The sequence below is a fragment of the Kosakonia oryzae genome, from assembly GCF_001658025.2.
GTDB lineage: Bacteria > Pseudomonadota > Gammaproteobacteria > Enterobacterales > Enterobacteriaceae > Kosakonia > Kosakonia oryzae.
Window position 1 is genome coordinate 3,094,898 of sequence record NZ_CP014007.2, and the last position, 25,757, is coordinate 3,120,654.

30 protein-coding genes are annotated in these 25,757 nt (G+C 48.8%); 16 read left to right on the forward strand and 14 right to left on the reverse strand.

Annotated elements, in window-relative coordinates; all coding sequences use genetic code 11:
• Positions 1 to 122 precede the first annotated feature (122 nt).
• Both AWR26_RS14755 and AWR26_RS14760 read right to left on the reverse strand, forming a co-directional pair.
• The gene (locus AWR26_RS14755) at positions 123 to 443 is read right to left on the reverse strand and encodes a CII family transcriptional regulator (RefSeq protein WP_035943368.1); all 321 of its coding nucleotides are present in this window, start codon (positions 441 to 443) and stop codon (positions 123 to 125) included.
• Positions 444 to 463: 20 nt separating this feature from the next.
• Positions 464 to 694: a transcriptional regulator gene (locus AWR26_RS14760; protein ID WP_064566957.1), complete on the reverse strand. Its 231-nt coding sequence runs from the start codon at positions 692 to 694 to the stop codon at positions 464 to 466.
• Positions 695 to 822: 128 nt separating this feature from the next.
• Between AWR26_RS14760 and AWR26_RS14765 the strand changes: the two genes are divergently transcribed.
• Positions 823 to 1,503 carry a LexA family transcriptional regulator gene (locus tag AWR26_RS14765; protein ID WP_064566959.1) on the forward strand — a complete coding sequence of 227 codons (681 nt, stop codon included), beginning with the start codon at positions 823 to 825 and terminating at the stop codon, positions 1,501 to 1,503.
• Positions 1,504 to 1,788: 285 nt separating this feature from the next.
• On the forward strand, positions 1,789 to 2,466 hold the full coding sequence (locus AWR26_RS14770) for a hypothetical protein (protein WP_064566961.1): 678 nt from the start codon (positions 1,789 to 1,791) through the stop codon (positions 2,464 to 2,466).
• A gap of 142 nt (positions 2,467 to 2,608) precedes the next feature.
• Here AWR26_RS14770 and AWR26_RS14775 read toward each other — a convergent pair whose 3' ends face one another.
• The 3 genes from AWR26_RS14775 to AWR26_RS14785 form a co-directional block, all read right to left on the reverse strand.
• Positions 2,609 to 3,787: a restriction endonuclease gene (locus AWR26_RS14775; protein ID WP_064566963.1), complete on the reverse strand. Its 1,179-nt coding sequence runs from the start codon at positions 3,785 to 3,787 to the stop codon at positions 2,609 to 2,611.
• Between the two features lie 149 nt (positions 3,788 to 3,936).
• Positions 3,937 to 4,104: a hypothetical protein gene (locus tag AWR26_RS14780; RefSeq protein WP_156525212.1), complete on the reverse strand. Its 168-nt coding sequence runs from the start codon at positions 4,102 to 4,104 to the stop codon at positions 3,937 to 3,939.
• A 496-nt stretch (positions 4,105 to 4,600) separates the two neighbouring features.
• Positions 4,601 to 4,894 carry a hypothetical protein gene (locus AWR26_RS14785; RefSeq protein WP_139227878.1) on the reverse strand — a complete coding sequence of 98 codons (294 nt, stop codon included), beginning with the start codon at positions 4,892 to 4,894 and terminating at the stop codon, positions 4,601 to 4,603.
• Positions 4,895 to 5,179: 285 nt separating this feature from the next.
• Here AWR26_RS14785 and AWR26_RS25770 point away from each other — a divergent pair, with 285 nt between their 5' ends.
• The 10 genes from AWR26_RS25770 (at position 5,180) to AWR26_RS14835 (ending at position 13,060) form a co-directional block, all read left to right on the forward strand.
• The gene (locus AWR26_RS25770; protein ID WP_035943613.1) at positions 5,180 to 5,356 is read left to right on the forward strand and encodes a YdaE family protein; all 177 of its coding nucleotides are present in this window, start codon (positions 5,180 to 5,182) and stop codon (positions 5,354 to 5,356) included.
• A 17-nt stretch (positions 5,357 to 5,373) separates the two neighbouring features.
• Complete coding sequence (locus AWR26_RS14795; protein ID WP_064566968.1) at positions 5,374 to 5,661, forward strand: hypothetical protein; 288 nt, start codon at positions 5,374 to 5,376, stop codon at positions 5,659 to 5,661.
• A gap of 132 nt (positions 5,662 to 5,793) precedes the next feature.
• On the forward strand, positions 5,794 to 8,727 hold the full coding sequence (locus AWR26_RS14800) for a RecE family exodeoxyribonuclease (RefSeq protein WP_064566970.1): 2,934 nt from the start codon (positions 5,794 to 5,796) through the stop codon (positions 8,725 to 8,727).
• Between the two features lie 9 nt (positions 8,728 to 8,736).
• Entirely contained in the window at positions 8,737 to 9,816 is a 1,080-nt protein-coding gene (locus tag AWR26_RS14805) for a RecT family recombinase (protein ID WP_064566972.1), read from the forward strand.
• Positions 9,817 to 9,856: 40 nt separating this feature from the next.
• Positions 9,857 to 10,036, forward strand: coding sequence for a hypothetical protein (locus AWR26_RS14810; protein WP_064566974.1), 180 nt, complete (start codon positions 9,857 to 9,859; stop codon positions 10,034 to 10,036).
• Positions 10,023 to 10,286: a DUF4060 family protein gene (locus AWR26_RS14815; RefSeq protein ID WP_064566976.1), complete on the forward strand. Its 264-nt coding sequence runs from the start codon at positions 10,023 to 10,025 to the stop codon at positions 10,284 to 10,286. The genes AWR26_RS14810 and AWR26_RS14815 overlap by 14 nt, the downstream gene beginning before the upstream one ends.
• 98 nt (positions 10,287 to 10,384) lie before the next feature.
• Positions 10,385 to 10,639, forward strand: coding sequence for a pyocin activator PrtN family protein (locus AWR26_RS14820; RefSeq protein WP_007374662.1), 255 nt, complete (start codon positions 10,385 to 10,387; stop codon positions 10,637 to 10,639).
• Between the two features lie 532 nt (positions 10,640 to 11,171).
• Positions 11,172 to 12,107 carry a peptidoglycan-binding protein gene (locus AWR26_RS14825; RefSeq protein ID WP_064566978.1) on the forward strand — a complete coding sequence of 312 codons (936 nt, stop codon included), beginning with the start codon at positions 11,172 to 11,174 and terminating at the stop codon, positions 12,105 to 12,107.
• Complete coding sequence (locus AWR26_RS14830) at positions 12,107 to 12,550, forward strand: lysozyme inhibitor LprI family protein (protein ID WP_064566979.1); 444 nt, start codon at positions 12,107 to 12,109, stop codon at positions 12,548 to 12,550. The genes AWR26_RS14825 and AWR26_RS14830 overlap by 1 nt, the downstream gene beginning before the upstream one ends.
• A 222-nt stretch (positions 12,551 to 12,772) precedes the next feature.
• Entirely contained in the window at positions 12,773 to 13,060 is a 288-nt protein-coding gene (locus AWR26_RS14835; RefSeq protein ID WP_064566981.1) for a hypothetical protein, read from the forward strand.
• A gap of 234 nt (positions 13,061 to 13,294) precedes the next feature.
• Here the strand turns inward: AWR26_RS14835 and tnpA are convergent, their stop codons facing one another.
• Positions 13,295 to 13,753: an IS200/IS605 family transposase gene (gene tnpA, locus AWR26_RS14840; RefSeq protein ID WP_064566984.1), complete on the reverse strand. Its 459-nt coding sequence runs from the start codon at positions 13,751 to 13,753 to the stop codon at positions 13,295 to 13,297.
• A gap of 728 nt (positions 13,754 to 14,481) precedes the next feature.
• Here tnpA and AWR26_RS14845 point away from each other — a divergent pair.
• A complete protein-coding gene (locus tag AWR26_RS14845) occupies positions 14,482 to 14,736 on the forward strand; it encodes a pyocin activator PrtN family protein (protein WP_064566986.1) in 255 nt (84 codons plus the stop codon).
• Positions 14,737 to 14,882: 146 nt separating this feature from the next.
• Here the strand turns inward: AWR26_RS14845 and ppsA are convergent, their stop codons facing one another.
• Positions 14,883 to 17,261, reverse strand: a complete 2,379-nt coding sequence (gene ppsA / locus AWR26_RS14850) for a phosphoenolpyruvate synthase (RefSeq protein WP_064566988.1) — start codon at positions 17,259 to 17,261, stop codon at positions 14,883 to 14,885.
• A gap of 330 nt (positions 17,262 to 17,591) precedes the next feature.
• Between ppsA and ppsR the strand changes: the two genes are divergently transcribed.
• Positions 17,592 to 18,425: a posphoenolpyruvate synthetase regulatory kinase/phosphorylase PpsR gene (gene ppsR / locus AWR26_RS14855; RefSeq protein WP_035886099.1), complete on the forward strand. Its 834-nt coding sequence runs from the start codon at positions 17,592 to 17,594 to the stop codon at positions 18,423 to 18,425.
• Between the two features lie 180 nt (positions 18,426 to 18,605).
• Here the strand turns inward: ppsR and AWR26_RS14860 are convergent, their stop codons facing one another.
• On the reverse strand, positions 18,606 to 18,902 hold the full coding sequence (locus AWR26_RS14860) for a hypothetical protein (protein WP_139227877.1): 297 nt from the start codon (positions 18,900 to 18,902) through the stop codon (positions 18,606 to 18,608).
• A 292-nt stretch (positions 18,903 to 19,194) separates the two neighbouring features.
• Positions 19,195 to 19,422 carry a hypothetical protein gene (locus AWR26_RS14865; protein ID WP_064566991.1) on the reverse strand — a complete coding sequence of 76 codons (228 nt, stop codon included), beginning with the start codon at positions 19,420 to 19,422 and terminating at the stop codon, positions 19,195 to 19,197.
• Between the two features lie 612 nt (positions 19,423 to 20,034).
• On the opposite strand from AWR26_RS14865, the gene aroH reads away from it, so the two are divergent.
• Positions 20,035 to 21,081, forward strand: a complete 1,047-nt coding sequence (aroH, locus tag AWR26_RS14870; RefSeq protein WP_064566993.1) for a 3-deoxy-7-phosphoheptulonate synthase AroH — start codon at positions 20,035 to 20,037, stop codon at positions 21,079 to 21,081.
• 146 nt (positions 21,082 to 21,227) lie between these two features.
• Complete coding sequence (hemP, locus tag AWR26_RS14875) at positions 21,228 to 21,419, forward strand: hemin uptake protein HemP (protein ID WP_064566995.1); 192 nt, start codon at positions 21,228 to 21,230, stop codon at positions 21,417 to 21,419.
• Positions 21,420 to 21,425: 6 nt separating this feature from the next.
• Here hemP and selO read toward each other — a convergent pair whose 3' ends face one another.
• The 5 genes from selO to AWR26_RS14900 all read right to left on the reverse strand — a co-directional run bounded on the left by selO (position 21,426) and on the right by AWR26_RS14900 (position 25,732).
• The gene (selO, locus tag AWR26_RS14880; RefSeq protein WP_064566997.1) at positions 21,426 to 22,868 is read right to left on the reverse strand and encodes a protein adenylyltransferase SelO; all 1,443 of its coding nucleotides are present in this window, start codon (positions 22,866 to 22,868) and stop codon (positions 21,426 to 21,428) included.
• Positions 22,869 to 22,929: 61 nt separating this feature from the next.
• On the reverse strand, positions 22,930 to 23,643 hold the full coding sequence (locus AWR26_RS14885) for an EAL domain-containing protein (RefSeq protein ID WP_064566999.1): 714 nt from the start codon (positions 23,641 to 23,643) through the stop codon (positions 22,930 to 22,932).
• A 245-nt stretch (positions 23,644 to 23,888) separates the two neighbouring features.
• The gene (locus AWR26_RS14890; RefSeq protein WP_064567001.1) at positions 23,889 to 24,353 is read right to left on the reverse strand and encodes a C40 family peptidase; all 465 of its coding nucleotides are present in this window, start codon (positions 24,351 to 24,353) and stop codon (positions 23,889 to 23,891) included.
• Positions 24,354 to 24,431: 78 nt separating this feature from the next.
• Positions 24,432 to 25,181, reverse strand: coding sequence for a vitamin B12 ABC transporter ATP-binding protein BtuD (gene btuD, locus AWR26_RS14895; protein ID WP_064567003.1), 750 nt, complete (start codon positions 25,179 to 25,181; stop codon positions 24,432 to 24,434).
• Positions 25,181 to 25,732 (reverse strand): glutathione peroxidase, encoded by a 552-nt coding sequence (locus AWR26_RS14900; protein ID WP_064567004.1) that lies wholly within the window; start codon positions 25,730 to 25,732, stop codon positions 25,181 to 25,183. Before AWR26_RS14900 ends, btuD begins: the two co-directional genes overlap by 1 nt.
• Positions 25,733 to 25,757 lie beyond the last annotated feature (25 nt).

The window sequence follows — 25,757 nt, forward strand, 5'->3', positions numbered from 1 at the left end:
CCTCCCGCGCCTGGTGTTTTGAATTGCTGTTTGTCATAATTGCCTCGCAAATGACTCACTCATTGCACCCGAAGGCCGGTACTGTTGACGCAGTCCGGCTTTCACCTTTTTGTTTCTCTGCATCAATCCCATCCCAGCGGGCCAGGCCGCGCGCGTTCGGCACGAAGGCCGATATCTGCCAGTGTCTCTACCGAAGTCAGGTAATCGCGCGAGACCACCACCGCCTCCGGCGGTACCACTTGCAAACCAAGCGCCGAAAGCTCCCTGGCCATCTCCGAAAAATGGCTGTCGGCTTTTCGCTTGCTCACTGTCGATTCACTAATGCCGATTTGCTCGGCGTAATTCTTCTGCCCCACCGACGCCAGCCGGTTGAGCAAAATGCTCTCAATTTCAAGTGGCTTGAGAATTGGTGGTTCCAACTTTCGTGCTATTGCGTTGTGCATGATTGAAACTCCGTTAGGTGTTAGGCCGCATTGTCGGGATGGGGAAATAACTCGGGCAGATCAGGGCGAAACTCATGAGCCTGAATCTCACCATCAACAGCTCTTACCAACCCGATCACATGAACGGGAGATATTTGTTTCTTCCCATTCAGCCAGTCACAAACTGTGGACTGGGCTTTACCACAGCGCCTGGCAAGCTCTTTCTGGCTTCCAGCGATGGCAATCGCTTTTTCTACAGCAGAATTTTTCATAATCACCCCAGCTATTGGTTTGCTGAGATTATGAATATCGCTTAAACGAATGTCAATCGCATAGGCGATTTTTGCTAATTCATCGCTCTGGCGATAATATTTCTGGATACTAATCGAGGGGTGTCTGTATGGGGTTTTCTGAGCGTTTAGAGCTTGCAATGACTGAAGCTGGCTATACACAAGGCAAGCTGGCCAAGTCAGTTGGTATGGCACAGTCAAGTGTTAACAAGCTGCTCAATGGAGCTTCAGGTTCAAGAAAAACAGTGGAAATAGCATCAGTGCTCGGGGTTCGTCCTGAGTGGCTTTCCACCGGCACTGGCCCAATGCGGCAGGATGGTCAGCAACCAGCTGAGCAGCCAGTGCTCCACGGCGACGTCTATCGACTCGAGGTTTTAAACCTCAGCGTCAGCGCCGGGCCTGGAGTTGTGAACAGCGAGTTCGTGGAAGTGCTTCGGTCAATGGAGTACCTGCCGGAAGACGCCCGCAGGATGTTCGATGGCAGAAAGGCGGAGCAAATACGCATCATCAACGTTCGGGGCGACAGCATGTCCGGTACGATTGAGCCAGGTGATCTGCTTTTTGTCGATATCAGCGTTAAAGGTTTCGATGGTGACGGTATTTACGCATTCCTGTATGACGACACCGTACATGTGAAAAGACTCCAGAAGATGAAAGATAAGCTATTGGTTATCTCGGACAACAAAATTTATACGCCCTGGGATCCGATCGAACGGGATGAAATGAATCGAGTCCTAATTTTCGGGAAGGTGATAGGAAGCATGCCACAGACTTATCGCAAGCATGGATAAACACGCTGGGTAGGCATGCAAACAGTATTAGTATTTTCTCATATTTAAGCTAATACTTTTGTGGTTAAGAGCCGTACCTAATCTGATAGAGGGTTTTGTGCCAAAGGCTGATGTTGTTTATAGTTAGTTGCGTTAATATAGTGGCGAACAGACCATTGTTTCCCGCTAAGTAATTAATAGTAATATTTACGGCTTACTACAGAATTAATCAATAGGTAAGAAATATTTTAGTGGATATCTTTTACCATATTTCATTATTAGCGAATTGAATATTTTGGACTCCTAATGAAAACATCTCTTTTTTTTGCTTTTCTTCCCATAATCATTTCTGTTCTATCATTATGGACAAACTACATTCATGGCAGTAACAAGAGTAAAACGAGTATTATTGATAACCTTTCTAAGGAACTGAGCAATAAGAAACCAACGCCTTATATAATCCAAGCCTGCGTATCCAGGATACATAACAGCAGGGCCATTCCATTCAATATCTTAAAAAAGCTGCTTCATTATAATAATGCCCTTGAAATCATTCAGCTTGTCTCAGTTGGAAGGAAAATACTTGATATATTTAAACTCTCAGAGTCCAACAATAATATTGTTGTGGAATATTCTGACGCATACAGTACGTTAACAAGCAGGTTAACGAGCATGTTACTTTGTCTTGTAGCTATATTAATAGTTTACTCAACATCTGTTTACTTAATGCTAGAAATAATGGTTTCAATTGGAAAAATGAATTCAATTGAAAGCGAAAATCTTACTAAAATGGGAAGCGTAATCTTTGATATCTTATCTTTAATCTTCCTTATGTTTATGACATTTGTATTTTCTTGGCAATTTATAATTATTTTTACATCCAAGAAAAGAATAATCAAAATCCAAAAATTAATTAATGATAACTATCCTTTTCGTAGCTATCGCAAGAAATATTTAGAGCGCAGTTTACAGAAAAAACCATAATAATTGGTCAGTGCAACTATAATACTTGGCATAACATCCGCTTTTATTCATAACTCACCTGACAGGCAGCTTTGCAATAGAAGCGGATACTATAAATATTTTGTGATAATGATAAAATGTGAGTTGATATTATCTATTGATTTTATTGAAAATCCTCAATGATTTTCTGATTGTAGTCATCCAGATATTTCTGTAACTCATCTCTATCAATTAAGCGAACCAAGGCAGACTCAGCTAACTCTTTTGCGGACCTCGTAAAATAAGAGTTTGTAACTACGATCGCTTCATCGCAGCCATAAAATGTTTTTGCGGAAATTACTTGCTGCACCGCTGAGTTGCCCACAGCTCCCGAATAATTCTTCGCCTGAATTACCATTTTTTTACCAAACCGGGTAACAAATAAATCAGCTCCCTGATCTTGACTTCTCTTTGTTTCCTTAACGTCATATCCCATTGTCTGGAATACTTCAACAAGAAAATTTTCAAATTGAAACCCATCCATTGCATCAACAAGATACATGGTGACAAATTTGTTCGGGTTAAAATTCTCGAGCCGAGCCGTCAATCTATCAACTAAAATATCAAAATATATGTTCTCACATACGGAAAGGTATTTTTTGACATTATCGAATGACACCAACGGTACGCCGGGAGTAGTTTCAGCAGCCTCATTAAATTCTATTGAAGGAAATTGTATTTTATTGCTCCATAAATAAAATAAAAACAGAGATATATCAGCTCGAAAACTAGTACCTGCCTCGTCTATCCACGACTTCACCGATTCTGTAAATGTGGATTTAATATGTCTACTGACTTCTTTAGCAAAACCGAAATAAAGAGCATTGAATGAAGTGGTTAGTAGTAATTTATCCAACAACAGCGGTAATTGTTCGAGCTCATTGAAACCTTGTCGAACAAGGACTTCTCGAAATAAAGTCAATTCAGAATATACACCATTATCTTCTGTATAATTTTTATCTAAGTCGTTACCACGGGAAAACCTGGATGTATATATAAAATTTGTAAAATAGGGGTCTTTGAAACGAGAATATTTTTCAAGCACACTTTCAAGTAGCTGATTGAGTTGCGTTTGTTCCTTCTTTTTCCCAAATAAATCTTTCAACATCCCTTTTGATTGGTAATGAAACTCTGGGTAGAAAGACGGATTAAGAGGTGTTAATGTCAACTGTTGTATATCCGATGATTGTGCTGGTAAAGATCTGGAATCCCACCCAGAGTGTGTAGCTGGCCCCACTCCAGAACACCACGGGCAGTTAATTTCAAAGGTTGTTCTATTACATGATTGACATTGGTAAATCATCAGATTTTTCCTTTCTGTGCTTAAATCACAATTTAATCGGTAGATTTTTTGCTCTAGGATTTTATCAATATAAACATCCTGTTCCACGCATCAATTCTTGCAACTAATGCGCCCCTCGATCCAGGTCTTTCACATCATTTTCCCGCCAACTACCACACAAACGCCTCAACCTCTGCCCATCCTATCAGCACCGATATTGCAAAAAATCCGTAGAACAGGAACGCGATGAATGGCATGTCACCACCTTGATCCATTTTGAACGTTGCACCCAGCAGCATGACACCAAAGACAAACAGCAATCCTTTGAGAAACTTCATATCAATCTCCTTAGGAAACTTAATCACGATATTACTCGCAATTTACAAAAAATAAATCGCTTTATAAATCAACACTTAATCGATAAAGGAATGACAATTATCGTCAAGGCGATTGATTGAAGTAATCGCTTTAGCTATCATTAATTCATCCAAACACGAGCAGCATAGAGCAGCTCACCGCACAGTAATGCGCGCATAAGGTTTTTCAACGTTCCGCCAGCCGGGCGACAACGGCAAAGGATGACTATGAAAGGCAACACAAAGAAAACTGAGATGTTCGGGTTTGGCGCTTACTGGGCGCGTCTTTTTGAGACACGACAGAAACCCTTGCAGCTTCAAAGCTCGCGGCAGGATGGCGGCACAGGGATGAATAGTCCGGAAGAAAAACATATGCACCACCTTCGCCGGAAAGTGAACAGAACAGGCGGTGTGCCTCGCGGCAGGATGAATAAAAAGATGTACCGCCTGGGTTGGAGAAGTGAGTCCCGTAAAGACCTTAATCGAGCGACTCAATAGCTTTCAGAGATAGCGGCTGTTCTTGCTCAGGTACGAAGCGAACCTTAACCAACTCTGCCAGCCGTGTTTTTACAGATGGGTCAGTGCTTGTAATGACAAAGTCATTAATTTGTTCCGCGAGCATAAACCAACCGTGTTCATCACAGACATAAACCACGGATGGAACCTCCCGGATAGTGGGTTGATTACCGCTGATGTTAACAACCTTACTGACATGCTTAAACGACGTAGCTGCTTCACCACAGATCGGGCACGGCTTGGTTACTGATTTCATAGTCCGTCCTTGCTGGTTGTGTAGGAACTCCAGCATACCACCGGGCCTGATGTGGTTAAAAGACAGGCATCAACAGGGGGAAAACCAATGATTAACCAACACTACGGCACGATGCACATCATTCGTCAGTGCGTGATGCCAGGTATGCTGGCCATGCACAAGGGCCACACCTGGAATGTCTCAGCCGTTCGCGGCAAACACGTCTACCTGCGCACCATGCGCGAAGCCACACGCATCAGCGATTGCCTGGTAGAAGTTCTGTTAAACGGGAAAGGTGATCCAGTGATCAAAGAAAAAACACCTACAGGCGCGAAATGCGCGTACTGCGGCAAGCCACTCACGGCTGAAACCACAGTTAAAGAAACCATTCTCTTTCGGAACGGCGCGCAGCTCGCCCGCAAAGAAAATGAATACTGCTCTAAACAGTGTGCAACCCATGACCAGTGGGCGCACGAAGGTTAATTAACCAAGGAGTATTTATGCAAATCATTACAGCTCAAACGGAAATTAAAGTCATTAATCAGGATGTCGCCCTTTTCAATTGCGAAAAGAAAGTAAGCGGCGTTATTCACACCCCGTCATCAAAAGAAGTGACCGTTATTCTCGATGGCGGTTATGTGCTGGGTAAGTTTGATTGCGCCCATTGCGCAGTGAGGGCCATCGCCCTGCTGGCGCTCAGTATTTCAGACGCAGATAAAGCCATGTTCGGCAGTTATCGCAACTACAAGCGTGAATTTACTGAAAGGGTTTTGCAGCAAGTTCATTGAGCAAAAGCCCACGCAAGGTGGGCCAGCCCTTCCGGTGTACCGACCAAAGCAAACCGGAACTTTTAACACTAATAAACCGCAGGCGGCTTAATCAGCGCCGGGGATTTTATCACCCCAAAATAAGGATCTGGTATGGAATTCTTTTATTTAATTAAAGCAACTCAGAAATCAGGCAAGCCGAGTGCAGTTGTCTGGTTCAGTGCGAAAACCGAAGCCCGTGCAAAATTGCAGGTACAGGTAATTCTCGAAGATAACGAAATCGCTACCGGGCGCGGCCACGATTATCAGTTGCCGGTACTGACTAATTTTCCTGTGGTTGACGATCTGCCAGCAGAAGAAGTTATCGACTTCACCTGGTGCGATCGTTATGCGCTTACGGATGACGGGCGCACCTGGCAGAAAATTACCAGCCAGGCCACAAGAGATACTCAGGATACCGAATCAACAGAGGGTGCTGTAAACGAAGCAGCAGATCCGGTTTCATCCCCCGCAGAAACATCCCCCGTGCAAACGAATACCCACTCAGACGTAACAGAGGATGATGACGAAAATACGTTGTATCCGGTGGTAAAACTGCGTCTGCCTCAGCGGATTATTGCACAGTATCTGAGTGACAAAATGCGCCATCACGTAACTCAGTCTCAGCGTATTGAGATTGGTGCTATGGAGATGGATAGCGACAATAGCCATGTCCAGAATTTGCTACTTGCTGCGCGAAATATCCCCGGCATCGACAATCTGACAACGCATGAGTTGTGGAAATTAACCAGCGCCTTCAAGTCAGTATTCCCGGAAGAAAAACGCCATGAGCTTGCTGTCATGGTTCAGTTTATCCAGGCGTGGTCTGACACCCATCATATTGATCGTGGCCTGCTTGTAAAAGAATGGGCCGCAGGAAAGCGTATTGCTGCCATTCAGCGCACAGATACGGGAGCTAACGCGGGCGGAGGCATTGCCACCGATCGCAATCCTGACTATGAGCATACGCTGGACACTCTGGATATCGAGATCGCGGCGGCAACAATGCCGATGGATTTTGATATCTACAACATTCCTGGTTCAGTTCACCGCCGTGCGAAGGACATTGTCGCAGCCAAAGAAAGTCCGTTTAAAGAGTGGTCAGCAGCGCTGCGCAAAACGCCCGGCATCCTCGATTTCTCCCGCGCTGCTATTTTCGCCCTCATCCGTAGCGCCACTGAAAATGTGCATCACTTCCCGGTCAGCTTACAGACCTATATCAACGCAAACCTCACTGAACATCAGCACGACAAACCGACAGCAGAAACCATTGCGGCGGCGCGCCAGATAGACAGTGCTGCGATTGTTGCCGGGGTGATTCAGGGCACCGAACCGGCTGAAAGCCTCGATAAACTTGCCACTGAATTTGCTGTCGTGGGGAAAGCGGCAGCCGAAGCTGCCCACGCGTCGGTGAATGAAACGACCGGTCAGCCGGAAGTGAAAAAGCTGGGCGGCGGGATGTTTTCCATTGATGGCCTGATCGGCGACACAACCCAGACAAGCGTGCAGGAGAATGCCGACGATGTGCAGATGGAAGAGACTTTCCAGATCGAAGACCAAAATACTGCTGCGCTGCCGGGAGGCGAAAGCGTGGATCTCGCTGGTACGCAAGCAGATACCCTGAGCACCCACGACATTATGGCCGCTGCTGCCTCACTGATGGCCGCCGCGGTTGCCGAACAGGAAAACATCCAACCGTTGCCGGAAGACGTGCAACTGGATGCAACAGACACAGCATCAGAACCGGAGTATCCAGCCTTCTTCGAACCGGGCCGTTATGAAGGTCTGCCGAATAACGTTTACCACGCGGCAAACGGTATCAGCAGCACACAGGTGAAAGATGCCCGCGTCAGCCTGATGTACTTCAACGCACGCCACGTTGCCAAAACCATCGCCCGCGAGCAATCGAAGGTACTGGATATGGGGAATCTGGTGCATGCACTGGCGCTCCAGCCCGAAAACCTTCTGGCCGAATTCAGCATTGAGCCGGAGATCCCGAAAGGCGCATTCACCACCACAGCAACAATCCGCGCCTTTATCGATGAATACAACGCCGGGTTGCCGCCGCAGTTAAGCACAGATGACATTAAAGCGCTGCTGGAAACGCACAACACCACCCTGCCCGCGCAACTGCCGCTAGGCACATCTGTTGATGAAACAGGGCAAAGCTACATGTCCCTGCCGGCAGAATATCAGCGCATAGAAGAAGGCCAGAAGCAAACTGCCACGGCAATGAAGGCCTGCATCAAAGAATACAACTCCACCCTGCCCGCCCCGGTTAAAACCAGCGGCAGCCGTGATGCGCTGCTCGAGCAACTGGCGCTTGTTAATCCTGATTTAGTTGCGCAGGAAGCGCAGAAACCCGCACCGCTGAAAGTATCTGGCACGAAAGCGGATCTGATTCAGGCCGTTAAAAGCGTTAATCCAGATGCAGTCTTTGCCGACGAGCTACTGGATGCATGGCGCGAAAACCCGGAAGACAAAATTCTGGTCACCCGCCAGCAAATGGCAACGGCCACGGCGATTCAGTCTGCGCTGCTGGCGCACCCGACCGCCGGGAAATTCCTCACTCACCCGGGCCGCGCCGTTGAAGTGAGCTATTTCGGGTTCGACGACGAAACCGGGCTGGAAATCCGTGTACGTCCCGATCTTGAAATCGATATGGGCGGCATCCGTGTCGGCGTAGACCTGAAAACGATCAGTATGTGGAACGTCAAACAGCCAGCTTTGCGGGCAAAACTGCACAGGGAAATTATCGACCGCGATTACCACCTCAGCGCGGCCATGTACATGAACACCGCCGCACTGGATCAGTTCTTCTGGATTTTCGTCAACAAGGATGAGGGCTATCACTGGATCGCGATTGTCGAAGCCAGCCCGGAACTCATCGAACTTGGCGCGCTGGAATACCAGACCACCATACGCGCTATCGCGAACGCATTCGACACAGGCGAATGGCCTGCGCCAGTTACCGAAGATTACGCCGACGAACTGAACGACTACGACCTGCGCCGCCTTGAAGCGCTGCGCGCACTGGCAAACGCATAAGGGGGGAGCATGGAAAATACAAATGTTGCAGTAACAGACCAGAGCGCGATTATTAATTCAAATATTGCGCTTTTCGACTCGCAGTATCTGAACGCCATCAGCGCTTTTGCGCAGATGATGTCGCAAGGGGCTGCAACTGTCCCGCGTCACCTCCAGGGAAATGCGGCGGATTGTATGGCTGTAGCTATGCAGGCGGCGCAGTGGCAAATGAACCCGTTCGCCGTAGCGCAGAAAACACACCTGATTAATGGCGTGCTGGGTTATGAGGCGCAGCTCGTCAACGCGGTGATCTCCCGTAGTGGCGTGCTGGCTTCTCGTTTCGAATATGAATGGTACGGCCCGTGGGAAAAGGTGATCGGCAGATTCAACATCAAGAAAGGTGAGAAAGGCGAATACCGGGTTCCTGGCTGGAGCATGGCGGACGAAGAAGGGATCGGCATCATCATCCGCGCCCGGCTGAAAGGCGAGGAGCAATACCGCGAACTGGATTTACTGCTGGCGCAGGCACGGGTTCGAAACTCAACCCTGTGGGCGGATGATCCACGCCAGCAGCTTGCTTACCTTGCGGTTAAGCGCTGGGCGCGACTCTTCTGCCCGGATGTGATCCTTGGCGTATACACACCGGATGAGCTTGAAGATCGTCAGGAAAGAGTCATCAACCCTGACCCGGCACTACGCGTAAGCGTCCAGGAGATCACTGAGAGCGAGCCACAAAATCAGACGGTGATCGATAACACTGATGGCCAGGAAACCAAAGCAGAGGCATTCCGCGCGCGCATTGATGCCGCTGAAACACTGGAGGCTGCGACTGCTGTCGGTAATCAGATTAACGAGGCGAAAGCAGCTCTCGGCACTGCCCTCTTCACGGAACTGAAAAACAAGGCAACGCGTCGTTATCACCTGGTCAACAACCGGAACAAGGTTGAGGCGGCGATTAATTCTCTGCCATCGCCCGGCGAACCCGGCGCGGCGGAACAGTTTGCCGCCGTGGAGCGTACGCTTTCCGCAGCAAAACGCCACCTGGGCGATGATCTGTACGAAAAATACAGCATCACGCTCACCGACATGAAACCCGAATACGTTGGCTAATCGACGCCGGGAGGGGTAACCCTCCCGCTCTGGAGGATTTATGGAGCGAGAAAACTGGAGTGTCGAAGATCTGGTGCTACTCGCCAGGCACGGTAATCAGTCGGTAGCTGAGTTGACCGGGCGGGATATCGAAGAGGTACGGGCACGGCGGCTGCAGCGCAACATCGAAATTAACTGCTGGGACAAATTTGATCCGGAGCGTGCGCATGAAGCTGATTAACCGAAGCAGCAAAAATTCACCGCTGGCGCGACAGGCATGCGACGCGGCTCTGGCATCGCATGTCGAGAAATTTGGCCCGTACGGGCGCCACGACAAAACGACGACTTACACGGTTATGGTTGAAGGTGTGAAAATTACCGTTGAAGTGGTCAACCGCCCGGCAAGCTATGTTGCGACGGCACTGACAGGAAGGCGCCGTATACGCTCACTTGTAAGCCGTGGAATAAATTCAGAGCGCGAGGAAGTGTGAAAATCAGGACAAAAGACAACGAGGGCCACTACTTCCGGGAAGTGGTTAATATGAGATATGGAGCCACTGGCGTGGCCTGAGTATGGTGTGAGGTGGGTATGAATACGATTTTTTTATTACTGGCTGAATTTGAAACAGCATCAATACCTCTTGCCGATGTATGCGAAAAATACTTTGGCATGAAGTCAGCGACCGCTGATAAAAAAGCTGCTTTGGGGCAATTGCCTATCCCAACGTTCCGGGCTGGCGAAAGCCAGAAAGCGCCGCGGATGATTCATATTCAGGATCTCGCCGATTACATAGAGAAACAAAGGGCGGCAGGAAGAGAACTTTTTAAACAAATGAACAGCTAGTGACATGCCGGGCTTAGCCCGGCTTTTTCGTATTGTTTGATATTATTCCTTTATATTTTATCACAGCCCGGCACCCCATAAGCACCCCATGCAAACATAAGGCAATGATAAATATATAATAAACCCCGACATTGTGTCGGCATCCACATGCCAGCCAACAAAATAAAATCTATAATAATTACTCACATGCAAAAAAATACTGATTATGCAACCAGTGTTTTTTAGTGCATTTTATCTCAATTCAGGCTAATTTTACCCTTTCTGAATCGCCACGGATAATCTGGACACTTCTGAGACGTTGATGGACTGACCCCGCCCCGGTAGACGATCCTGCCCTATTGTTTGGGCTGACGCAGGTATTATGGATTGTTGCTTACGGCAAAGCAAAACGGGGAATATTAAGCAATCAGCAAACCCCGAATATTCAAAAATCTACTGCGGGATTTCAGTGAATAAGCCAGCTACAATGCATGTGCAAAAATAAAAATCATTATGCATAGCTCAGAATGATGTCGTGAAAAAGGAGAGTCAAATGAGACACAGCCAGCAACATGCCCCCAGGGTATTCAGGCTGACTTCTTCAGTAGGGGATTGCGGAACGAACGATCCGAAAGAAGTAAAAATTGTCCAGCAGCAGCTTGTCGGTGCCGGATACTCGGTAGCGACCGGCAGACATATTCAACCTGATGGGCGTTGTAATCTGGATACCATCGAGGCAATACGCTGGTATCAACGATTGCTGAATTTATCACCATCAGGGCTGATCAGTGCTACTGATACCTGGTTTATGCAGGCGCTCGAAGAAGCAACCACACCCCACTGGCGGCCCCAAAATATCAGCGGCCCACTTCGAGTAAGTATTGGGCAGATAACGTTTGATGCTGAAGGCACAGACTATATCACCGCAGTGATGCCATTCAGACAGAATCCATATCCCTATTTTTCCAGAATCCTGCACTGGCCACCCGTTGGCGGATCAGGTGTAACTCTGGGCAGGGGATACGATATGGGTAATCGCAGTGCGGGCGAAATCCTGGCGACGCTCAGGCAGGCGGGTATTGAAGAGTATAAAGCCCAACTGTGTGCAAAAGCTGCCGGGCTTAAAAATCGAGAAGCAGATCAATTCGTAAAAGTGTATGGCCCGCTAGTAGGTGAAATTACACACCAGCAGCAAATACGGTTATTCGAAATTGCTTACCGTGAAAAAATTGAATACGGGAAAGGCGTTTACAGCCGTCAGGTACGGCGCTTAGGCATTACCAATGCTCTTGACTGGAATAGCGTAGATAAAACAATCCGGGATGCGTTTATTGACACGCTATATCAGGGTAACGTTACGGCGAAACAAATGGTTAAAATCATGGCCGAAGGTGGTAGCAGACAGCAAATCATCGATTATCTGCGCAACGACAGCAATCTTGGCAGTGACGTTAGAAGAACAAACATAAGAGTAAGGAACCTTCAGTAATGAAAAAGCTTCTGGTTTTAGTTTCCCTGCTGCTGGCATCTAATGCTTCGCTGGCTACCGCTGCTACTGATATTACGTCGAATAAAGATGTAGATGCCTGCATCCAAAAATACGGTGAAAATAACAGCGAATGTCTGGAAGACCTCAACGATAAAACAGACGATGCACTGAACAAAGCATACACTGATAAGCTTAAAGAAATCGAAGGGTTTGACTACACCCAATGGTGGATGGGCGATGAGGATCGCAAAAAGCGAATGATCGATACTTTCAAGAAAAGCCAGAGTGAATGGTTAAAATACCGTGATGATTACTGTAATGCAGCAACAACTGGCGCTCAAGGCACACACTCCCTGGGAGCCGCTTTTGCTGGTTGCAATATAAACATGAATAGCCGGCGCATTAGTGAAATACAGATGATTCAAATGAAGAATAAAGAATAAATTAGTTAGCGCGCTCTCATTTCAATATTTCCTAATCCCCGGCCTGATTTTATAAGTGCCATTAACTTAAGCCGGGGACAACATTCAAACAATGCTTAACGATCTGTAACTGCTGCGCCATAATGTCCTCATCTGGTGCATAAGGTTGTCAGTTGTTCAGGCTAATAACTGGAATTATGAACAGGTATTACTCCAAAATGAAAATAAATTAAGCGAGGCATAATGATAAATAAGCGAAAAATCACAGATGCTGTGATCAATTTTATTGATAGCTGGAACAAAGAATTCCATGAGTCTTTTGAGGAAAAAATAAGTCGAGGTTATCTTGATGCATTCCCTCAACATAACCACAGCATTGAAGAAGTCGACAAAACAAAGAAAGAAATGAGAGAGTTCTATCATTCCAGAATGGTTGCCACGGCATCAATCCTTATTACAATAGCATCATTCGCTGTTTCCATTGTGGCATTAATTGTTGCTGTAATTGCACTGTTTGTTGGTGGGAAATAGCCCCCTCTGTGATGGGGGGTTGCATCAAGCGGCCTCCTCCTGCGTATTGCAGATTCTGGCAAATTAGCCCTAACGAGGGCTTCAGCAAACGGCGGCGATACCACATTGCACATTGTAGTCTCGAAAATAAATATCCTCCGGCATAGCCGGAGGTTTTTCAGATGCGCCTATAAGGCTCTGTTACCAGCCGCGCCTTAACAGGCGCATACGATCTGACATTTGCATCAAACTTCGTTAATTACGGCCCGTAAACGGGCTACCCGGATAAGGGATCGACAACTGCTCACCCATTTTATCCTCTTCAAGCTGATGCTTTATGTATTCCTGTATCTTCGCCGTGTTCTTCCCTACCGTATCTACGTAGTATCCACGGCACCAGAACTCCCTGTTCCTGTATTTGAATTTCAGATCTCCAAACTGCTCATAAAGCATCAGACTGCTTTTCCCTTTCAGATATCCCATAAAACCAGATACGCTCATTTTGGGCGGGATTTCCACAAGCATATGGATATGATCTGCACAGCATTCAGCCTCCAGAATCCGTACGTTTTTCCACTCGCATAGCTTTCTTAAAATGCTGCCTGTCGCCAGACGTTTCTCTCCGTAGAACGCCTGTCTTCGGTATTTGGGCGCAAAAACTATGTGATATTTACAGTTCCATCGGGTGTGCGCTAAGCTCTTTTCGTCCCCCATTGGGACCCCCTTTTGATTTCTTGTTGAACTTTTGCAGTTGCCAGACCGCAAGGTGTTTTAACAAATCAAAAGGGGTTTTAATAACTGGCTTAAAGCTGAAAGCTTTCCGGAACCCCCAGCCTAGCTGGGGGTTTTCTATAGACAATGAAACAACCCGCAAATGGCGGGTTGTTTAGATACTAAGCATCAAACAAGTTGGAGTATATTTCTTGGATTTGAAAGGGGGCGATTAACGGAAAAAATTTCCCTGACCGATTCCTGGCTCAAACCAGTTTTCATAAGAATTTTCATCCATGTTGCATCGTCCAACATTTCGATCGCTTCGGCCAACATACTCTGCTCTTCGGGGTGCACTAGTTCATCACCTGGTTCAACTCTCGTATACCCTTTAAAGTTGAGATGCATATAACCAGTTCTTGCTTGTTCCTGGGTTAATAAGCCCAATGTACTGGCTCGATAAATGCACATTTTAAGGCTAATTTTCCACCTGAGTTTAAACTCAACCAAAGCGTTTCAATCGAATTGCTTCCCTCGTATTCGTGGAAATTCCTTAATGAAAGATAACCTTGGAACCAGTAAAGCGGCTCACTTGTAAGCCGTGGAATAAATTCAGAGCGCGAGGAAGTATGAAAATCAGGACAAAAGACAACGAGGGCCACTACTTCCGGGAAGTGGTTAATATGAGACATGGAGCCACTGCCGTGGCCTGAGTATGGTGTGAGGTGGGTATGAATACGATTTTTTTATTACTGACTGAATTTGAAACGGCATCAATACCTCTTGCCGATGTATGCGAAAAATACTTTGGCATGAAGTCAGCGACCGCTGATAAAAAAGCTGCTTTGGGGCAATTGCCTATCCCAACGTTCCGGGCTGGCGAAAGCCAGAAGGCGCCGCGGATGATTCATATTCAGGATCTCGCCGATTACATAGAGAAACAGAAGGCGGCAGGAAGAGAACTTTTTAAACAAATGAACAGCTAGTGACATGCCAGGCTTCGCCCGGCTTTTTTGTATTGTTTGATATTATTCCTTTATATTTTATCACAGCTCGGCACCCCATAATAAAATAAGCCTATGATAAATATATAATAAACCCCGACATTGTGTCGGGGTTTTCCTTCAGTGCGTTATTTTTTCAGTTCAGCAAGCGAGAGCCACGTCTGCACCACGGTGTCCGGATTCAGCGACAGACTGTCGATGCCTTCATCCATCAACCAGGCGGCGAAATCTTCGTGATCCGAAGGCCCCTGGCCGCAGATACCAACATATTTGCCCTGTTTTTTCGCGGCGCGGATCGCCATCGACAACAGGGCTTTCACCGCCTCATTGCGTTCATCGAACAGTTCGGAAACGACGCCGGAGTCGCGATCGAGGCCCAGTGTAAGCTGCGTCATATCGTTGGAACCAATCGAGAAACCATCAAAGTGCTCAAGGAACTGCTCCGCCAGCAATGCGTTGGACGGAATTTCGCACATCATAATGATCTTCAGCCCGTTCTCACCGCGTTTCAGCCCCTGGCGCGCCAGTTCATCAACCACGGCTTTCGCCTGCTCCACGGTACGAACGAACGGGATCATGATCTCAACGTTTGTCAGCCCCATCTCGTTGCGCACGCGTTTTACTGCCTCGCATTCAAGCGCAAAGCAGTCGCGGAAGCTATCGGCCACATAACGGCCCGCCCCACGGAAACCGAGCATCGGGTTCTCTTCTTCCGGTTCATAACGCTCGCCGCCGACCAGATTGGCGTATTCGTTCGATTTAAAATCCGACAAACGCACAATCACGCGCTTCGGCCAGAACGCCGCGCCCAGCGTGGCAATCCCTTCCGTCAGACGGCCGACGTAAAACTCAACCGGCGAGTCAAAACCTTTCATCATCTCGCGAATTTCGTTTTGCAGCTTCGCTTCCTGGTCATCAAACTCCAGCAGCGCGCGCGGGTGAACGCCAATCATGCGGTTAATGATAAATTCCAGGCGCGCCAGCCCGACGCCTTCATTCGGCAAACAGGCGAAATCAAAGGCGCGATCCGGGTTACCGACGTTCATCATGATCTTCAGCGGCAGATCCGGCATGGTATCGACGCTGGAGCTTTTCACGCTGAAATCGAGCAGATCGGCATACACATAACCCGTGTCGCCTTCGGCACAGGAGACAGTGACTTTTTCACCGGTTTTGATACGTTCAGTCGCATCACCGCAACCGACCACCGCCGGGATCCCCAGTTCACGGGCGATAATCGCCGCATGGCAGGTGCGGCCACCACGGTTGGTAACAATCGCCGCCGCCTTCTTCATGATCGGTTCCCAATCCGGGTCGGTCATATCGGTGACCAGCACATCGCCCGCTTCAATCAGGTTCATTTCGCTGATGTCATGGATCACTTTGACCGTACCAGCACCGATGCGATGACCGATAGCGCGACCTTCAGAGATGATTCGCCCTTGCGCATGCAGCGTGTAGCGCTCCATCACCTGTCCGCGGGAGCGTACCGTTTCCGGACGCGCCTGCACGATGAACAACTTGCCGGTATGGCCGTCTTTCGCCCATTCAATATCCATCGGACGACCATAGTGTTTTTCGATTTGCACCGCCTGTTTGGCCAGCGCCTGCACATCGGCATCGGTCAGCGAGAAGCGATCGCGATCGGCCTGCGGCACATCTTCAATCTGTACCTGTTTGCCGTGTTCCTGCGTTGGTGCATAAATCATGCGGATCTTTTTCGAGCCCATCGTGCGACGCACAATCGCCGGACGACCAGCTGCCAGCGTCGGTTTATGCACGTAGAACTCATCCGGGTTGACTGCGCCCTGCACCACCATCTCGCCCAGCCCCCACGCCGAGGTGATGAATACCACCTGGTCGAAGCCGGATTCAGTATCAATAGAGAACATCACGCCGGAAGCGCCGATGTCCGAGCGCACCATACGCTGCACGCCCGCAGAGAGCGCCACGCCACGGTGGTCATATCCCTGATGCACGCGGTAAGAGATAGCGCGGTCGTTAAACAGCGAAGCAAATACGTGTTTAACGGCCACCAGCACGGCGTCATAACCCTGAACATTGAGGAATGTTTCTTGCTGACCGGCGAAAGAGGCATCCGGCATATCCTCCGCCGTTGCCGAGGAGCGTACGGCAAAAGAGGCTTGCGCGTCATCTTCTGACAGTTTTGCATACGCATCATGAACCGCTTTTTCCAGCTCCGGCTGGAAAGGCGTATCGACAATCCACTGGCGGATCTGTGCGCCAGCTTTCGCCAGCTCAGAGACATCGTCAATATCCGTGCTATCCAGCAGCGCATAAATACGTTGATTTAAGCCGCTCTGTTCAAGGAACTGGTTAAACGCATCGGCGGTGGTCGCGAACCCATTCGGCACGGAAACCCCCACGCCTGACAGGTTAGTAATCATTTCACCAAGGGAGGCATTTTTGCCCCCAACTCTGTCTACATCATTCATGCCGAGTTGGTCATACCAAAGCACCAGCGGAGACGAGCCATTGTTGGACATCGAAACAATCCTTTTGTGATATATGAATGGGTAAAATCTCAGACTGCGTATTAATCCTGGCATAATTAATTCGCCGGAAAAAACGGTGAATCGTGTAAGCAATTCCAGATTATGGTTTTTCGGACAGATTCCCATCAATAAATCACGCGGTGAAAATATCTCTTTTTAGAATATCCTTATTTTTCATACGCCATCAAAAAAAGTGAACCTTGTAGTTCATAAAAAATAAAAACACCATTTCATTTTAAAAATGAGAAAAAGGAGATACGCACAGTGAAGATTTTAATTTATGCTTTCAGAGAATTACGAATGAAAGTCAGGATGGGTTAAATGGACAGTTCTGTTGATCGCCATGTGTTTTATATTTCTGATGGAACCGCTATCACCGCTGAAGTATTGGGCCATGCGGTGATGTCGCAATTTCCGGTCGCCGTCAGCAGCATCACCTTACCTTTCGTGGAAAACGAGAGCCGCGCCCGCGCCGTCAAAGATCAGATTGATGCTATCTATCAGCAAACGGGCAACCGTCCATTGGTTTTTTATTCTATTGTGATCCCCGAAATTCGCTCTATTATTTTGCAAAGCGAAGGATTTTGTCAGGACATTGTTCAGGCGCTGGTTGCCCCATTACAGCAGGAATTAAAGCTCGATCCCACCCCCATTGCGCATCGTACGCATGGGCTTAATCCGGGTAATTTAACTAAATATGACGCGCGTATTGCCGCAATTGATTACACACTGGCACATGATGACGGTATTTCGTTGCGCAATCTCGATCAGGCTCAGGTGATTTTACTGGGCGTATCGCGCTGTGGAAAAACCCCCACCAGCCTCTATCTGGCGATGCAATTTGGTATTCGCGCAGCGAATTATCCTTTTATTGCCGATGATATGGATAACCTGGTACTTCCGGCTGCGTTAAAACCGTTGCAGCATAAATTATTTGGTCTGACCATTAATCCGGAGCGCCTTGCCGCGATTCGTGAAGAGCGGCGGGAGAACAGCCGGTACGCTTCTTTGCGACAGTGCCGCATGGAAGTGGCGGAAGTGGAAGCGCTTTACCGCAAAAATCAGATTCCTTGTCTTAACAGTACCAACTACTCAGTTGAAGAGATTGCAACCAAAATGCTCGACATCATGGGGCTGAACCGCCGCATGTACTGAACATTGCGCCTTCGGTGCCGCTTAATCCCGATCTCAGGGCCTTTTTATGGTTCGCGTGCCTGATAAAGTTCACCGATACTCGTTCTTTGCAGGTAAGAGGCGTTGGGATGAATATAAAAATAAGTGACACTTTTTATAAAATGTCACTTATTCATATTCTAATACCGCACCGGGCTACCGTTAGATGAAGAACAGAAGCGGCGACAGGCAAAGAAGGCCGGCGCCAACCACGCCTGCGGCCCCTACTGCGCCCACGACGCCAATGGTACCGAGCGTGGCTACCACGCCAATGGCGTCAGCAGCAATACCACCCAATAAGCCCAAAGACAGGCCCGCATTTGCCACAGAGAAGTGATCTTCGCCCGGGATCATCATATCAATCAATTTCCCGATACCTCCCCCCAGCAGGGCACCCGCTGTGGTAAAAAGTACTCCACCCGAAGCATACTGCATTTCATTATTGGTAAGTTCTTTCATTTCATTATCCTTAATGTTAATTTTCACGAACGCATAAAACAAACAAGAATACCATTTCTGATATCAGTGAAGTCATCTTCGATGGTACTCTTTATTGTCTATGCACAACCAAAAACGCCGCAATAATAATCAGCGCATTTTTGAGCGTATTACATCACGGATACCCGATGAAAAAATCTGGACACCTTGCAACATTAACGTACCGATAAGCATGAGAAATCCACTGTTTTATTTTACTGGGGGAGCCCCCAGTAAAATTAACAGCAGTTCGCCATCCGTGGCGATTAATGATTTATTTTCTGAATATGTTCATAATGCTGGAGAAAAGATTCAGGCCGGTTTCAAGCACGACGCCGATGCCCTTACCAATATTACGACCTAAATCAGTGGCGAAAGAACCTTTCCCGCCAAAGGCGGCATCAATCACGATACCAATGCCTTCACCAAGCATACCCGCAGCCAGAGAGATCAAACCTGCACCGGATACGGCCTGCATTTCATCATTGTTGAGTTGTTTCATTAAATTCCCCTTAATGTGGAAACAATATTTAAATAGAACGCTGAAAAAATAGATTTCAGCTTTTCTGGAGCCATCACATAACAACTCCAAATTCTTTTATAAAATATACTTAATAGTATCTGCCAGCGATGAATGTATTGTCCAGAAATAGCGCGCAATATTTTTCCTAAAAAAACTTTTAAAATAAAAACTATACAGAAATTTAACACCTCTGTTTTTTTCGTGGTTGGTAAATCATTTTATAATAGCAAGCGTAGGGCGCACATATTTATCAAACAAATTATATGCAAAAGAAATTTCCGACAATAATAACCCCGGCAGGCAGGAATAATAGATCGTGTTAAGTTTAAAAATAATTAATACCTGACCCACCTGACGCTCACTCAGTAGAAAACAAATCACAGCAAAGCGTGCTCAAAATATGCTCACTCACAGAGTATTGCACACGTTTTTGTACTAACAAGCTAGTACATTGATTCACACTGCGCTATGATACCTGCCACTGAAGTAATACGCTTCACGGCCATACTTGAAATAAGCCGCGATTGGTTTATGGTGTGCGCATCACTTCCGGCATTCCTGCCGCTGAAGCACCTAATTTTGAGACGCTTGATGAACAAAACCGATGAACTCCGCACTGCGCGCATCGATAGCCTGGTGACACCGGCTGAACTGGCGCAGCGTTATCCTGTTAAACCTGATATTGCCGAACATGTTATTGCATCCCGGCGGCGAATCGAAAAAATCCTCAATGGCGAAGATCGCCGCTTATTGGTGATTATTGGCCCCTGCTCCATCCACGATCTTGATGCGGCGGTAGATTACGCGAGCCGCTTGCAGACGCTGCGTGAGAAACATCACGCCCAGCTCGAGATCGTGATGCGTACCTATTTTGAAAAACCTCGCACGGTTGTTGGCTGGAAAGGACTGATTTCCGATCCGGACCTGAATGGCAGCTATCGCGTTAATCATGGTCTCGAACTGGCGCGCAAGCTGCTGCTCCAGGTCAACGAACTCGGTGTGCCAACGGCGACTGAATTTCTCGACATGGTAACCGGGCAATTTATAGCCGATCTGATTAGCTGGGGCGCGATTGGCGCACGTACAACGGAAAGCCAGATCCACCGTGAAATGGCGTCAGCGCTCTCCTGCCCGGTCGGTTTTAAAAACGGCACCGATGGCAATACCCGCATCGCGGTCGATGCGATCCGCGCCTCCCGTGCCAGCCATATGTTCCTCTCGCCGGATAAAACCGGCCAGATGACCATCTATCAAACCAGTGGTAACCCTTACGGGCATATCATTATGCGGGGCGGGAAAACGCCGAACTATTACGCCGAGGATATCGCCAATGCGTGCGATACGCTGAGCGAGTTTGATCTGCCGGAATACCTGGTGGTGGATTTCAGCCACGGCAACTGCCAGAAGCAACATCGACGTCAACTCGATGTCTGTGACAATGTTTGTTCGCAGATCCGTAACGGTTCGACCGCCATCGCCGGCGTGATGGTAGAAAGCTTCCTGCAGGAAGGCACGCAGAAAATTGTCAGCGGCCAGCCGCTGGTTTACGGGCAATCCATTACCGATCCTTGCCTGGGCTGGGACGACAGTGAATTGCTGCTGGAAAAACTGGCGGCCGCAGTCGCCACCCGCCTCTGATCGCATCCCGCCGCCTGCCGGCGGGATCCTCTTTCCCTACTTTATCCAGGGGGAAACTGCGAAATGTTACAGAACACCCTTGCTAGCGGTCGGCATATTATTGATAATGATTATCATTGTTGATAATGAACTACATTTAAACATTTATGTCGCATACGGATAGCTCGACGGCCCCACTCATCGCTTCGCAGGAAAAACCCACCCATATCAGCCCGACCGATCGCCGTATCAACAGTCAACAACTGCTGGGCGAAGAAGGCCGGGTGGTGATTGAGCATAAAGGCCAGCAATATCTGCTGCGTCAGACCCATGCCGGGAAGCTGATTCTGACCAAATGAGCCAGTCTAACTCGAACAACTGACCTCCAGCCGCTTTCCCCAGTCCGGCGGGCGGCTGACATAATCATCGTTACGATCGCGGAACGGCTCGCGCAGCGCTTCCTGTAACTGCGACAGTTCACTGGCGTCGCCTTTCTCAGCAGCATCAATCGCCCGCTGTGCCAGCCAGTTGCGCAACACCAGCGCCGGATTCACGCCGGACATCAGTTGTTGCCGCTGCGCATCGTCAACCTGCTCCTGTTGCAGACGTACCCGGTACTGCACAAACCAACTGTCGAACGCGGCACGATCGATAAATTCATCACGCAGCGGCGAAGAGGCGCTCTGCTGCTCCGTCTGGCTGAGCAGGCGGAAGGTTCGCGTATAATCGCTGCCCTCGCGTGCCATCAGCGCAAACAGTTCTGTAAGAAGCTGGTTATCGCCCTGCTGCTGGGTGAGAAAACCAAGCTTGCCGCGCATCAGTACGCCATATTCTGTCAGCAGCAGATGTTGATAGTCATCCAGCGCGCTGTTCAGCGCATCGATGTCAATAAACGGCGACAGCGACTGCGCCAGCCGTTGCAGGTTCCACAACGCCACTGCGGGTTGATTATCGAAGCTATAACGCCCCTGGTAATCCGAGTGGTTACAGATAAATGACGGCTGATAATCGTCGAGGAAACCAAAGGGACCGTAATCAATGGTCAACCCGAGGATCGACATGTTGTCGGTATTCATCACGCCATGCGCAAAACCGACCGCCTGCCAGCGGGCAATCAGCGTGGCAGTGCGTCGGACAATATCGCGGAACCACAGCACGTACTTATCGGATTCATTCTGCAAATGCTGCCAGTGGTGACGGATGGCAAAGTCCGCCAGTTGGCGTACTTTTTGCGGTTCGCGGCGATAATAAAAATGCTCGAAATGCCCGAAACGCAGATGGCTTTCAGCGATGCGCATCAGCATAGCGCCCTGCTCGCGGCTTTCACGCATGACCGGCGTATCGCTGGTAACGATGCTCAGCGCGCGGGTCGTCGGAATGCCAAGATAGTGCATCGCCTCTGATGCCAGGCTTTCACGGATAGTTGAACGCAGAACTGCACGTCCGTCACCCATGCGCGAATAGGGCGTCAACCCCGCGCCTTTCAGATGCCAGTCGCGGGTCGTGCCATCCGGCAATTGTTGTTCACCAAGCAGGATCCCGCGTCCGTCGCCCAGTTGCCCGGCCCAGACACCAAACTGATGTCCGCTGTAAACTTGCGCCAGCGGCGACATGCCCGGCAATAATGCCTCGCCGCCCCAGACACCGGCACCCGATTCGGGATGAAAAAGCGCGTCCTCCACGCCCAGCTCCTGCGCCAGTGGCGCGTTGTGCCAGATAAGCCGGGCATTGTGCAGCGGTGTCGGAGATAATGCAGTGTAAAATTCTGGCAGTTCATCACGCCAGCGGGTAGTAAAAGAAAGGGTCATGGTTCCTCCTGCCTTTAGTGTAGTGCCAACCATCAGGTTTAAACACCGGCGAAAAGCAGGGCTATGGGTGGATCAGAGAGGTGATCTGCGCAACGGTGACCGGCGGCCATAATGCCCCTTGCATTGCGCTGAAGTGAAAAGGTTCCGCCCGCTTCAGGGCAGATTCGTCATCAATGCCCGCAATCATCATTGACTGACAATAAGGACTTATCTGCGAAACGATCGCCCGCATAAAAGGTTCAAATGAAGGAGAAGCTAATCGTTGCTGAACAAAATTTTTATCTAATGCGACACGTTTAAATAATCCGTCAAAAATGGCTTTAGTCGATGCTGTTCCGACACCAAAATTAGCCAGTACCAGCGGATATTGTTTCGCCAATAGAGACAGAAACGGATCCTCTTTGCCTTTATTTAAATTGAGGAAATTCTCATTTATAGTAAATTCCAGAAAAGGAAATTTAGCCACGCTGGCAGCCAGTGCCTCATCGGTAAGTAAGGCTTCAACAATAATCGGGGAAATATTAATCCAGGCGATTAATTGATGTTGTATGAAAAAGAGCTGACAGGCCTCTATTAGCGCCAGTTGCTCCGTAAAGAGTTGCAGGGTTTCATCAGGCTTCAGGCGCGGGGAAACCAGCTCTGCCGGGGCGCGGACGTTACTGTCTTTCCCGACAAAGTTAACGATAACTTCCAGCCCCTGAAGCATTCCGTTACTTTTTCTCGCTGGCTGTAATAAAAACTCCGGGCGATAAGTATCATCAAGCAAAATGATCATTGTGCCGTCCCGCGTTTAGGGTGATATCCGGAATGGCTAAACACAAGTAGATGAATTGCTGGCTTAATGATTTTAGTGAGATTAACTTCATTTTTATCCCATTTTATATTTGGCTTCTCCTTTATTAGGCTGCTCACTAATAGTCTTTTGCCAGTTTCAACGTCCACTTATGATAATTAATATTCTAAAAGATAATTAGTGGAAACATCCTGGTTTAACAAATTTTTACCACGGCGGCGCTGCGCTTAAATGCGCCGCGCCTGCCAGAAATTTTTCCGCCAATAGACGTTATCCAGTGAAGAACGCATCACGCCACGACTGGTGGAAGCATGAATAAATTCATTGTCAGTATCATAAATTCCAACATGCAGCCCGCTTTCGCCGGAGCCGGTTTTGAAGAACACCAGATCGCCAGGCAATAAATCATCTTTATCGATTTTCGTGCCGACCTCAGCCTGTTGGCGCGTTTCGCGCGGTAGCTGAAGCGCAAATTTGTCGCGGAAAGTCATCATCACAAACCCGGAACAATCGACACCTGAACGCGTCATACCGCCGTAGCGATACGGTGTACCTCGCCACTCGCTCAGTTGCTCGTTCAGACCCGCAATCACTGTGATCGAATCCGACAACCTTGGGTTAGGTGGCGGAGCGCGATGAGAACTACATCCTGCAAGAAACAGTGCCGCCGCCAGAAGAAACCAGATACGCATTCTGGATCTCGCCTCGTACTTTATTTTTATCGGAATAATCTACCGTGTGAATCAGTTGCGTGGCAAGTCACCTTTTCGTCACGTTGCCGGGATCAGCACACGATGCCCGTCTACGTCGAAACGACGAAAAGCCATACCGTAAGCTTCCGCCAGCCGATCAGGCGTCAGCACCTCTTCTTGTTTGCCGCTACCCAGTAGCCGCCCGGCGCTCAATAACCACACCTGCTGCGCATAACGCAGCGTATGGTTGAGGTCGTGGCTACTCATCACTACGGTCACGCCAGCACTTACCAGCTCCGCGATAAGCTTATCCAGCGCAGTCTGCTGCGCCACATCAAGGCTATTCATTGGCTCATCCAGCAACAGCAACTGCCCGGAGGGATTTACCTCCGGGTGGATCTGTAAAATCACTGCGGCCAACCTCACCCGCTGCCATTCACCGCCGGAAAGTTGATTGACTCTACGGCTAAGCTTGTCACCCAGCCCAAGCTGAGCGGCAATTTTCCCCAGACAGTGAGTTTGCGCAGTATCGCGCTGATGCAACAGTAAATAGTGCCAGACAGGCATAGCAAAAGGCGGCGTCTGCTGCTGGGCAAGATAAGCGCGATGTTGCGCCAGCGCCTGGGCGGGCCATTGTTCCAGCGGGCGGTTATTCAATAACACCTCGCCCTGCCCGCCAGATAAACCCGCAAGCCGGCAAAGCAGCGTGCTTTTCCCGGCGCCATTTGGTCCGACCAGATGTACAATCGCCGCCCGATCAACCGATGCCGTAATCGGCCCCAGCCTGCCCGATGCGCCCACATTTTGCAGTTGCAGCAGCGCTGACATTATTTCGCCAGCGCCTGTTTAACGGCCTGTTGCAAAACTGGATCGTCCGGGGTCATATCCGGCGAGAAACGCTGAATAACAGCACCGTCGCGGCCAATGAGGAATTTTTCGAAATTCCACAAAATATCACCCGGCTCTTTCGGTGCGCGGCCTTTACTCTCCATACGCGCGTAGAAACCGCTACCCTCTGGTGTAACAGCGGACGGCGCAGCAGCGATCAATTTTTTATACAGCGGATGACGCGCGTCGCCATTCACTTCAATTTTGCTGAACATCGGGAACGTCACGCCGTAAGTCGTGCTGCAAAAAGTTTTGATCTCCTCTTCCGAACCCGGCTCCTGGCCGAGGAACTGGTTGCAGGGGAATCCCAGCACGGTGAAACCCTCACCGTCGAGCGTTTTTTGCAGGTTTTCCAGTTGCTCATACTGCGGCGTCAGGCCGCATTTGGATGCCACATTGACGATCAGTAATACATTACCGCGATAAGTTTCCAGCGTGGTCTGTTCACCATCAATGGTCGTGACTTCGGTATTCAGAATGTCCTGTTGCATAGCGTACCCTTAGTTGATGTTATGG

Excerpts from the sequence above, each read along its gene's own strand:
- AWR26_RS14755 (WP_035943368.1), bottom strand. The coding sequence starts at position 443 with ATGCACAACGCAATAGCACGAAAGTTGGAACCACCAATTCTCAAGCCA.
- AWR26_RS14760 (WP_064566957.1), bottom strand. The coding sequence starts at position 694 with ATGAAAAATTCTGCTGTAGAAAAAGCGATTGCCATCGCTGGAAGCCAG.
- AWR26_RS14765 (WP_064566959.1), top strand. The coding sequence starts at position 823 with ATGGGGTTTTCTGAGCGTTTAGAGCTTGCAATGACTGAAGCTGGCTAT.
- AWR26_RS14770 (WP_064566961.1), top strand. The coding sequence starts at position 1,789 with ATGAAAACATCTCTTTTTTTTGCTTTTCTTCCCATAATCATTTCTGTT.
- AWR26_RS14775 (WP_064566963.1), bottom strand. The coding sequence starts at position 3,787 with ATGATTTACCAATGTCAATCATGTAATAGAACAACCTTTGAAATTAAC.
- AWR26_RS14780 (WP_156525212.1), bottom strand. The coding sequence starts at position 4,104 with ATGAAGTTTCTCAAAGGATTGCTGTTTGTCTTTGGTGTCATGCTGCTG.
- AWR26_RS14785 (WP_139227878.1), bottom strand. The coding sequence starts at position 4,894 with ATGAAATCAGTAACCAAGCCGTGCCCGATCTGTGGTGAAGCAGCTACG.
- AWR26_RS14795 (WP_064566968.1), top strand. The coding sequence starts at position 5,374 with ATGCAAATCATTACAGCTCAAACGGAAATTAAAGTCATTAATCAGGAT.
- AWR26_RS14800 (WP_064566970.1), top strand. The coding sequence starts at position 5,794 with ATGGAATTCTTTTATTTAATTAAAGCAACTCAGAAATCAGGCAAGCCG.
- AWR26_RS14805 (WP_064566972.1), top strand. The coding sequence starts at position 8,737 with ATGGAAAATACAAATGTTGCAGTAACAGACCAGAGCGCGATTATTAAT.
- AWR26_RS14810 (WP_064566974.1), top strand. The coding sequence starts at position 9,857 with ATGGAGCGAGAAAACTGGAGTGTCGAAGATCTGGTGCTACTCGCCAGG.
- AWR26_RS14815 (WP_064566976.1), top strand. The coding sequence starts at position 10,023 with ATGAAGCTGATTAACCGAAGCAGCAAAAATTCACCGCTGGCGCGACAG.
- AWR26_RS14820 (WP_007374662.1), top strand. The coding sequence starts at position 10,385 with ATGAATACGATTTTTTTATTACTGGCTGAATTTGAAACAGCATCAATA.
- AWR26_RS14825 (WP_064566978.1), top strand. The coding sequence starts at position 11,172 with ATGAGACACAGCCAGCAACATGCCCCCAGGGTATTCAGGCTGACTTCT.
- AWR26_RS14830 (WP_064566979.1), top strand. The coding sequence starts at position 12,107 with ATGAAAAAGCTTCTGGTTTTAGTTTCCCTGCTGCTGGCATCTAATGCT.
- AWR26_RS14835 (WP_064566981.1), top strand. The coding sequence starts at position 12,773 with ATGATAAATAAGCGAAAAATCACAGATGCTGTGATCAATTTTATTGAT.
- tnpA (WP_064566984.1), bottom strand. The coding sequence starts at position 13,753 with ATGGGGGACGAAAAGAGCTTAGCGCACACCCGATGGAACTGTAAATAT.
- AWR26_RS14845 (WP_064566986.1), top strand. The coding sequence starts at position 14,482 with ATGAATACGATTTTTTTATTACTGACTGAATTTGAAACGGCATCAATA.
- ppsA (WP_064566988.1), bottom strand. The coding sequence starts at position 17,261 with ATGTCCAACAATGGCTCGTCTCCGCTGGTGCTTTGGTATGACCAACTC.
- ppsR (WP_035886099.1), top strand. The coding sequence starts at position 17,592 with ATGGACAGTTCTGTTGATCGCCATGTGTTTTATATTTCTGATGGAACC.
- AWR26_RS14860 (WP_139227877.1), bottom strand. The coding sequence starts at position 18,902 with ATGAAAGAACTTACCAATAATGAAATGCAGTATGCTTCGGGTGGAGTA.
- AWR26_RS14865 (WP_064566991.1), bottom strand. The coding sequence starts at position 19,422 with ATGAAACAACTCAACAATGATGAAATGCAGGCCGTATCCGGTGCAGGT.
- aroH (WP_064566993.1), top strand. The coding sequence starts at position 20,035 with ATGAACAAAACCGATGAACTCCGCACTGCGCGCATCGATAGCCTGGTG.
- hemP (WP_064566995.1), top strand. The coding sequence starts at position 21,228 with ATGTCGCATACGGATAGCTCGACGGCCCCACTCATCGCTTCGCAGGAA.
- selO (WP_064566997.1), bottom strand. The coding sequence starts at position 22,868 with ATGACCCTTTCTTTTACTACCCGCTGGCGTGATGAACTGCCAGAATTT.
- AWR26_RS14885 (WP_064566999.1), bottom strand. The coding sequence starts at position 23,643 with ATGATCATTTTGCTTGATGATACTTATCGCCCGGAGTTTTTATTACAG.
- AWR26_RS14890 (WP_064567001.1), bottom strand. The coding sequence starts at position 24,353 with ATGCGTATCTGGTTTCTTCTGGCGGCGGCACTGTTTCTTGCAGGATGT.
- btuD (WP_064567003.1), bottom strand. The coding sequence starts at position 25,181 with ATGTCAGCGCTGCTGCAACTGCAAAATGTGGGCGCATCGGGCAGGCTG.
- AWR26_RS14900 (WP_064567004.1), bottom strand. The coding sequence starts at position 25,732 with ATGCAACAGGACATTCTGAATACCGAAGTCACGACCATTGATGGTGAA.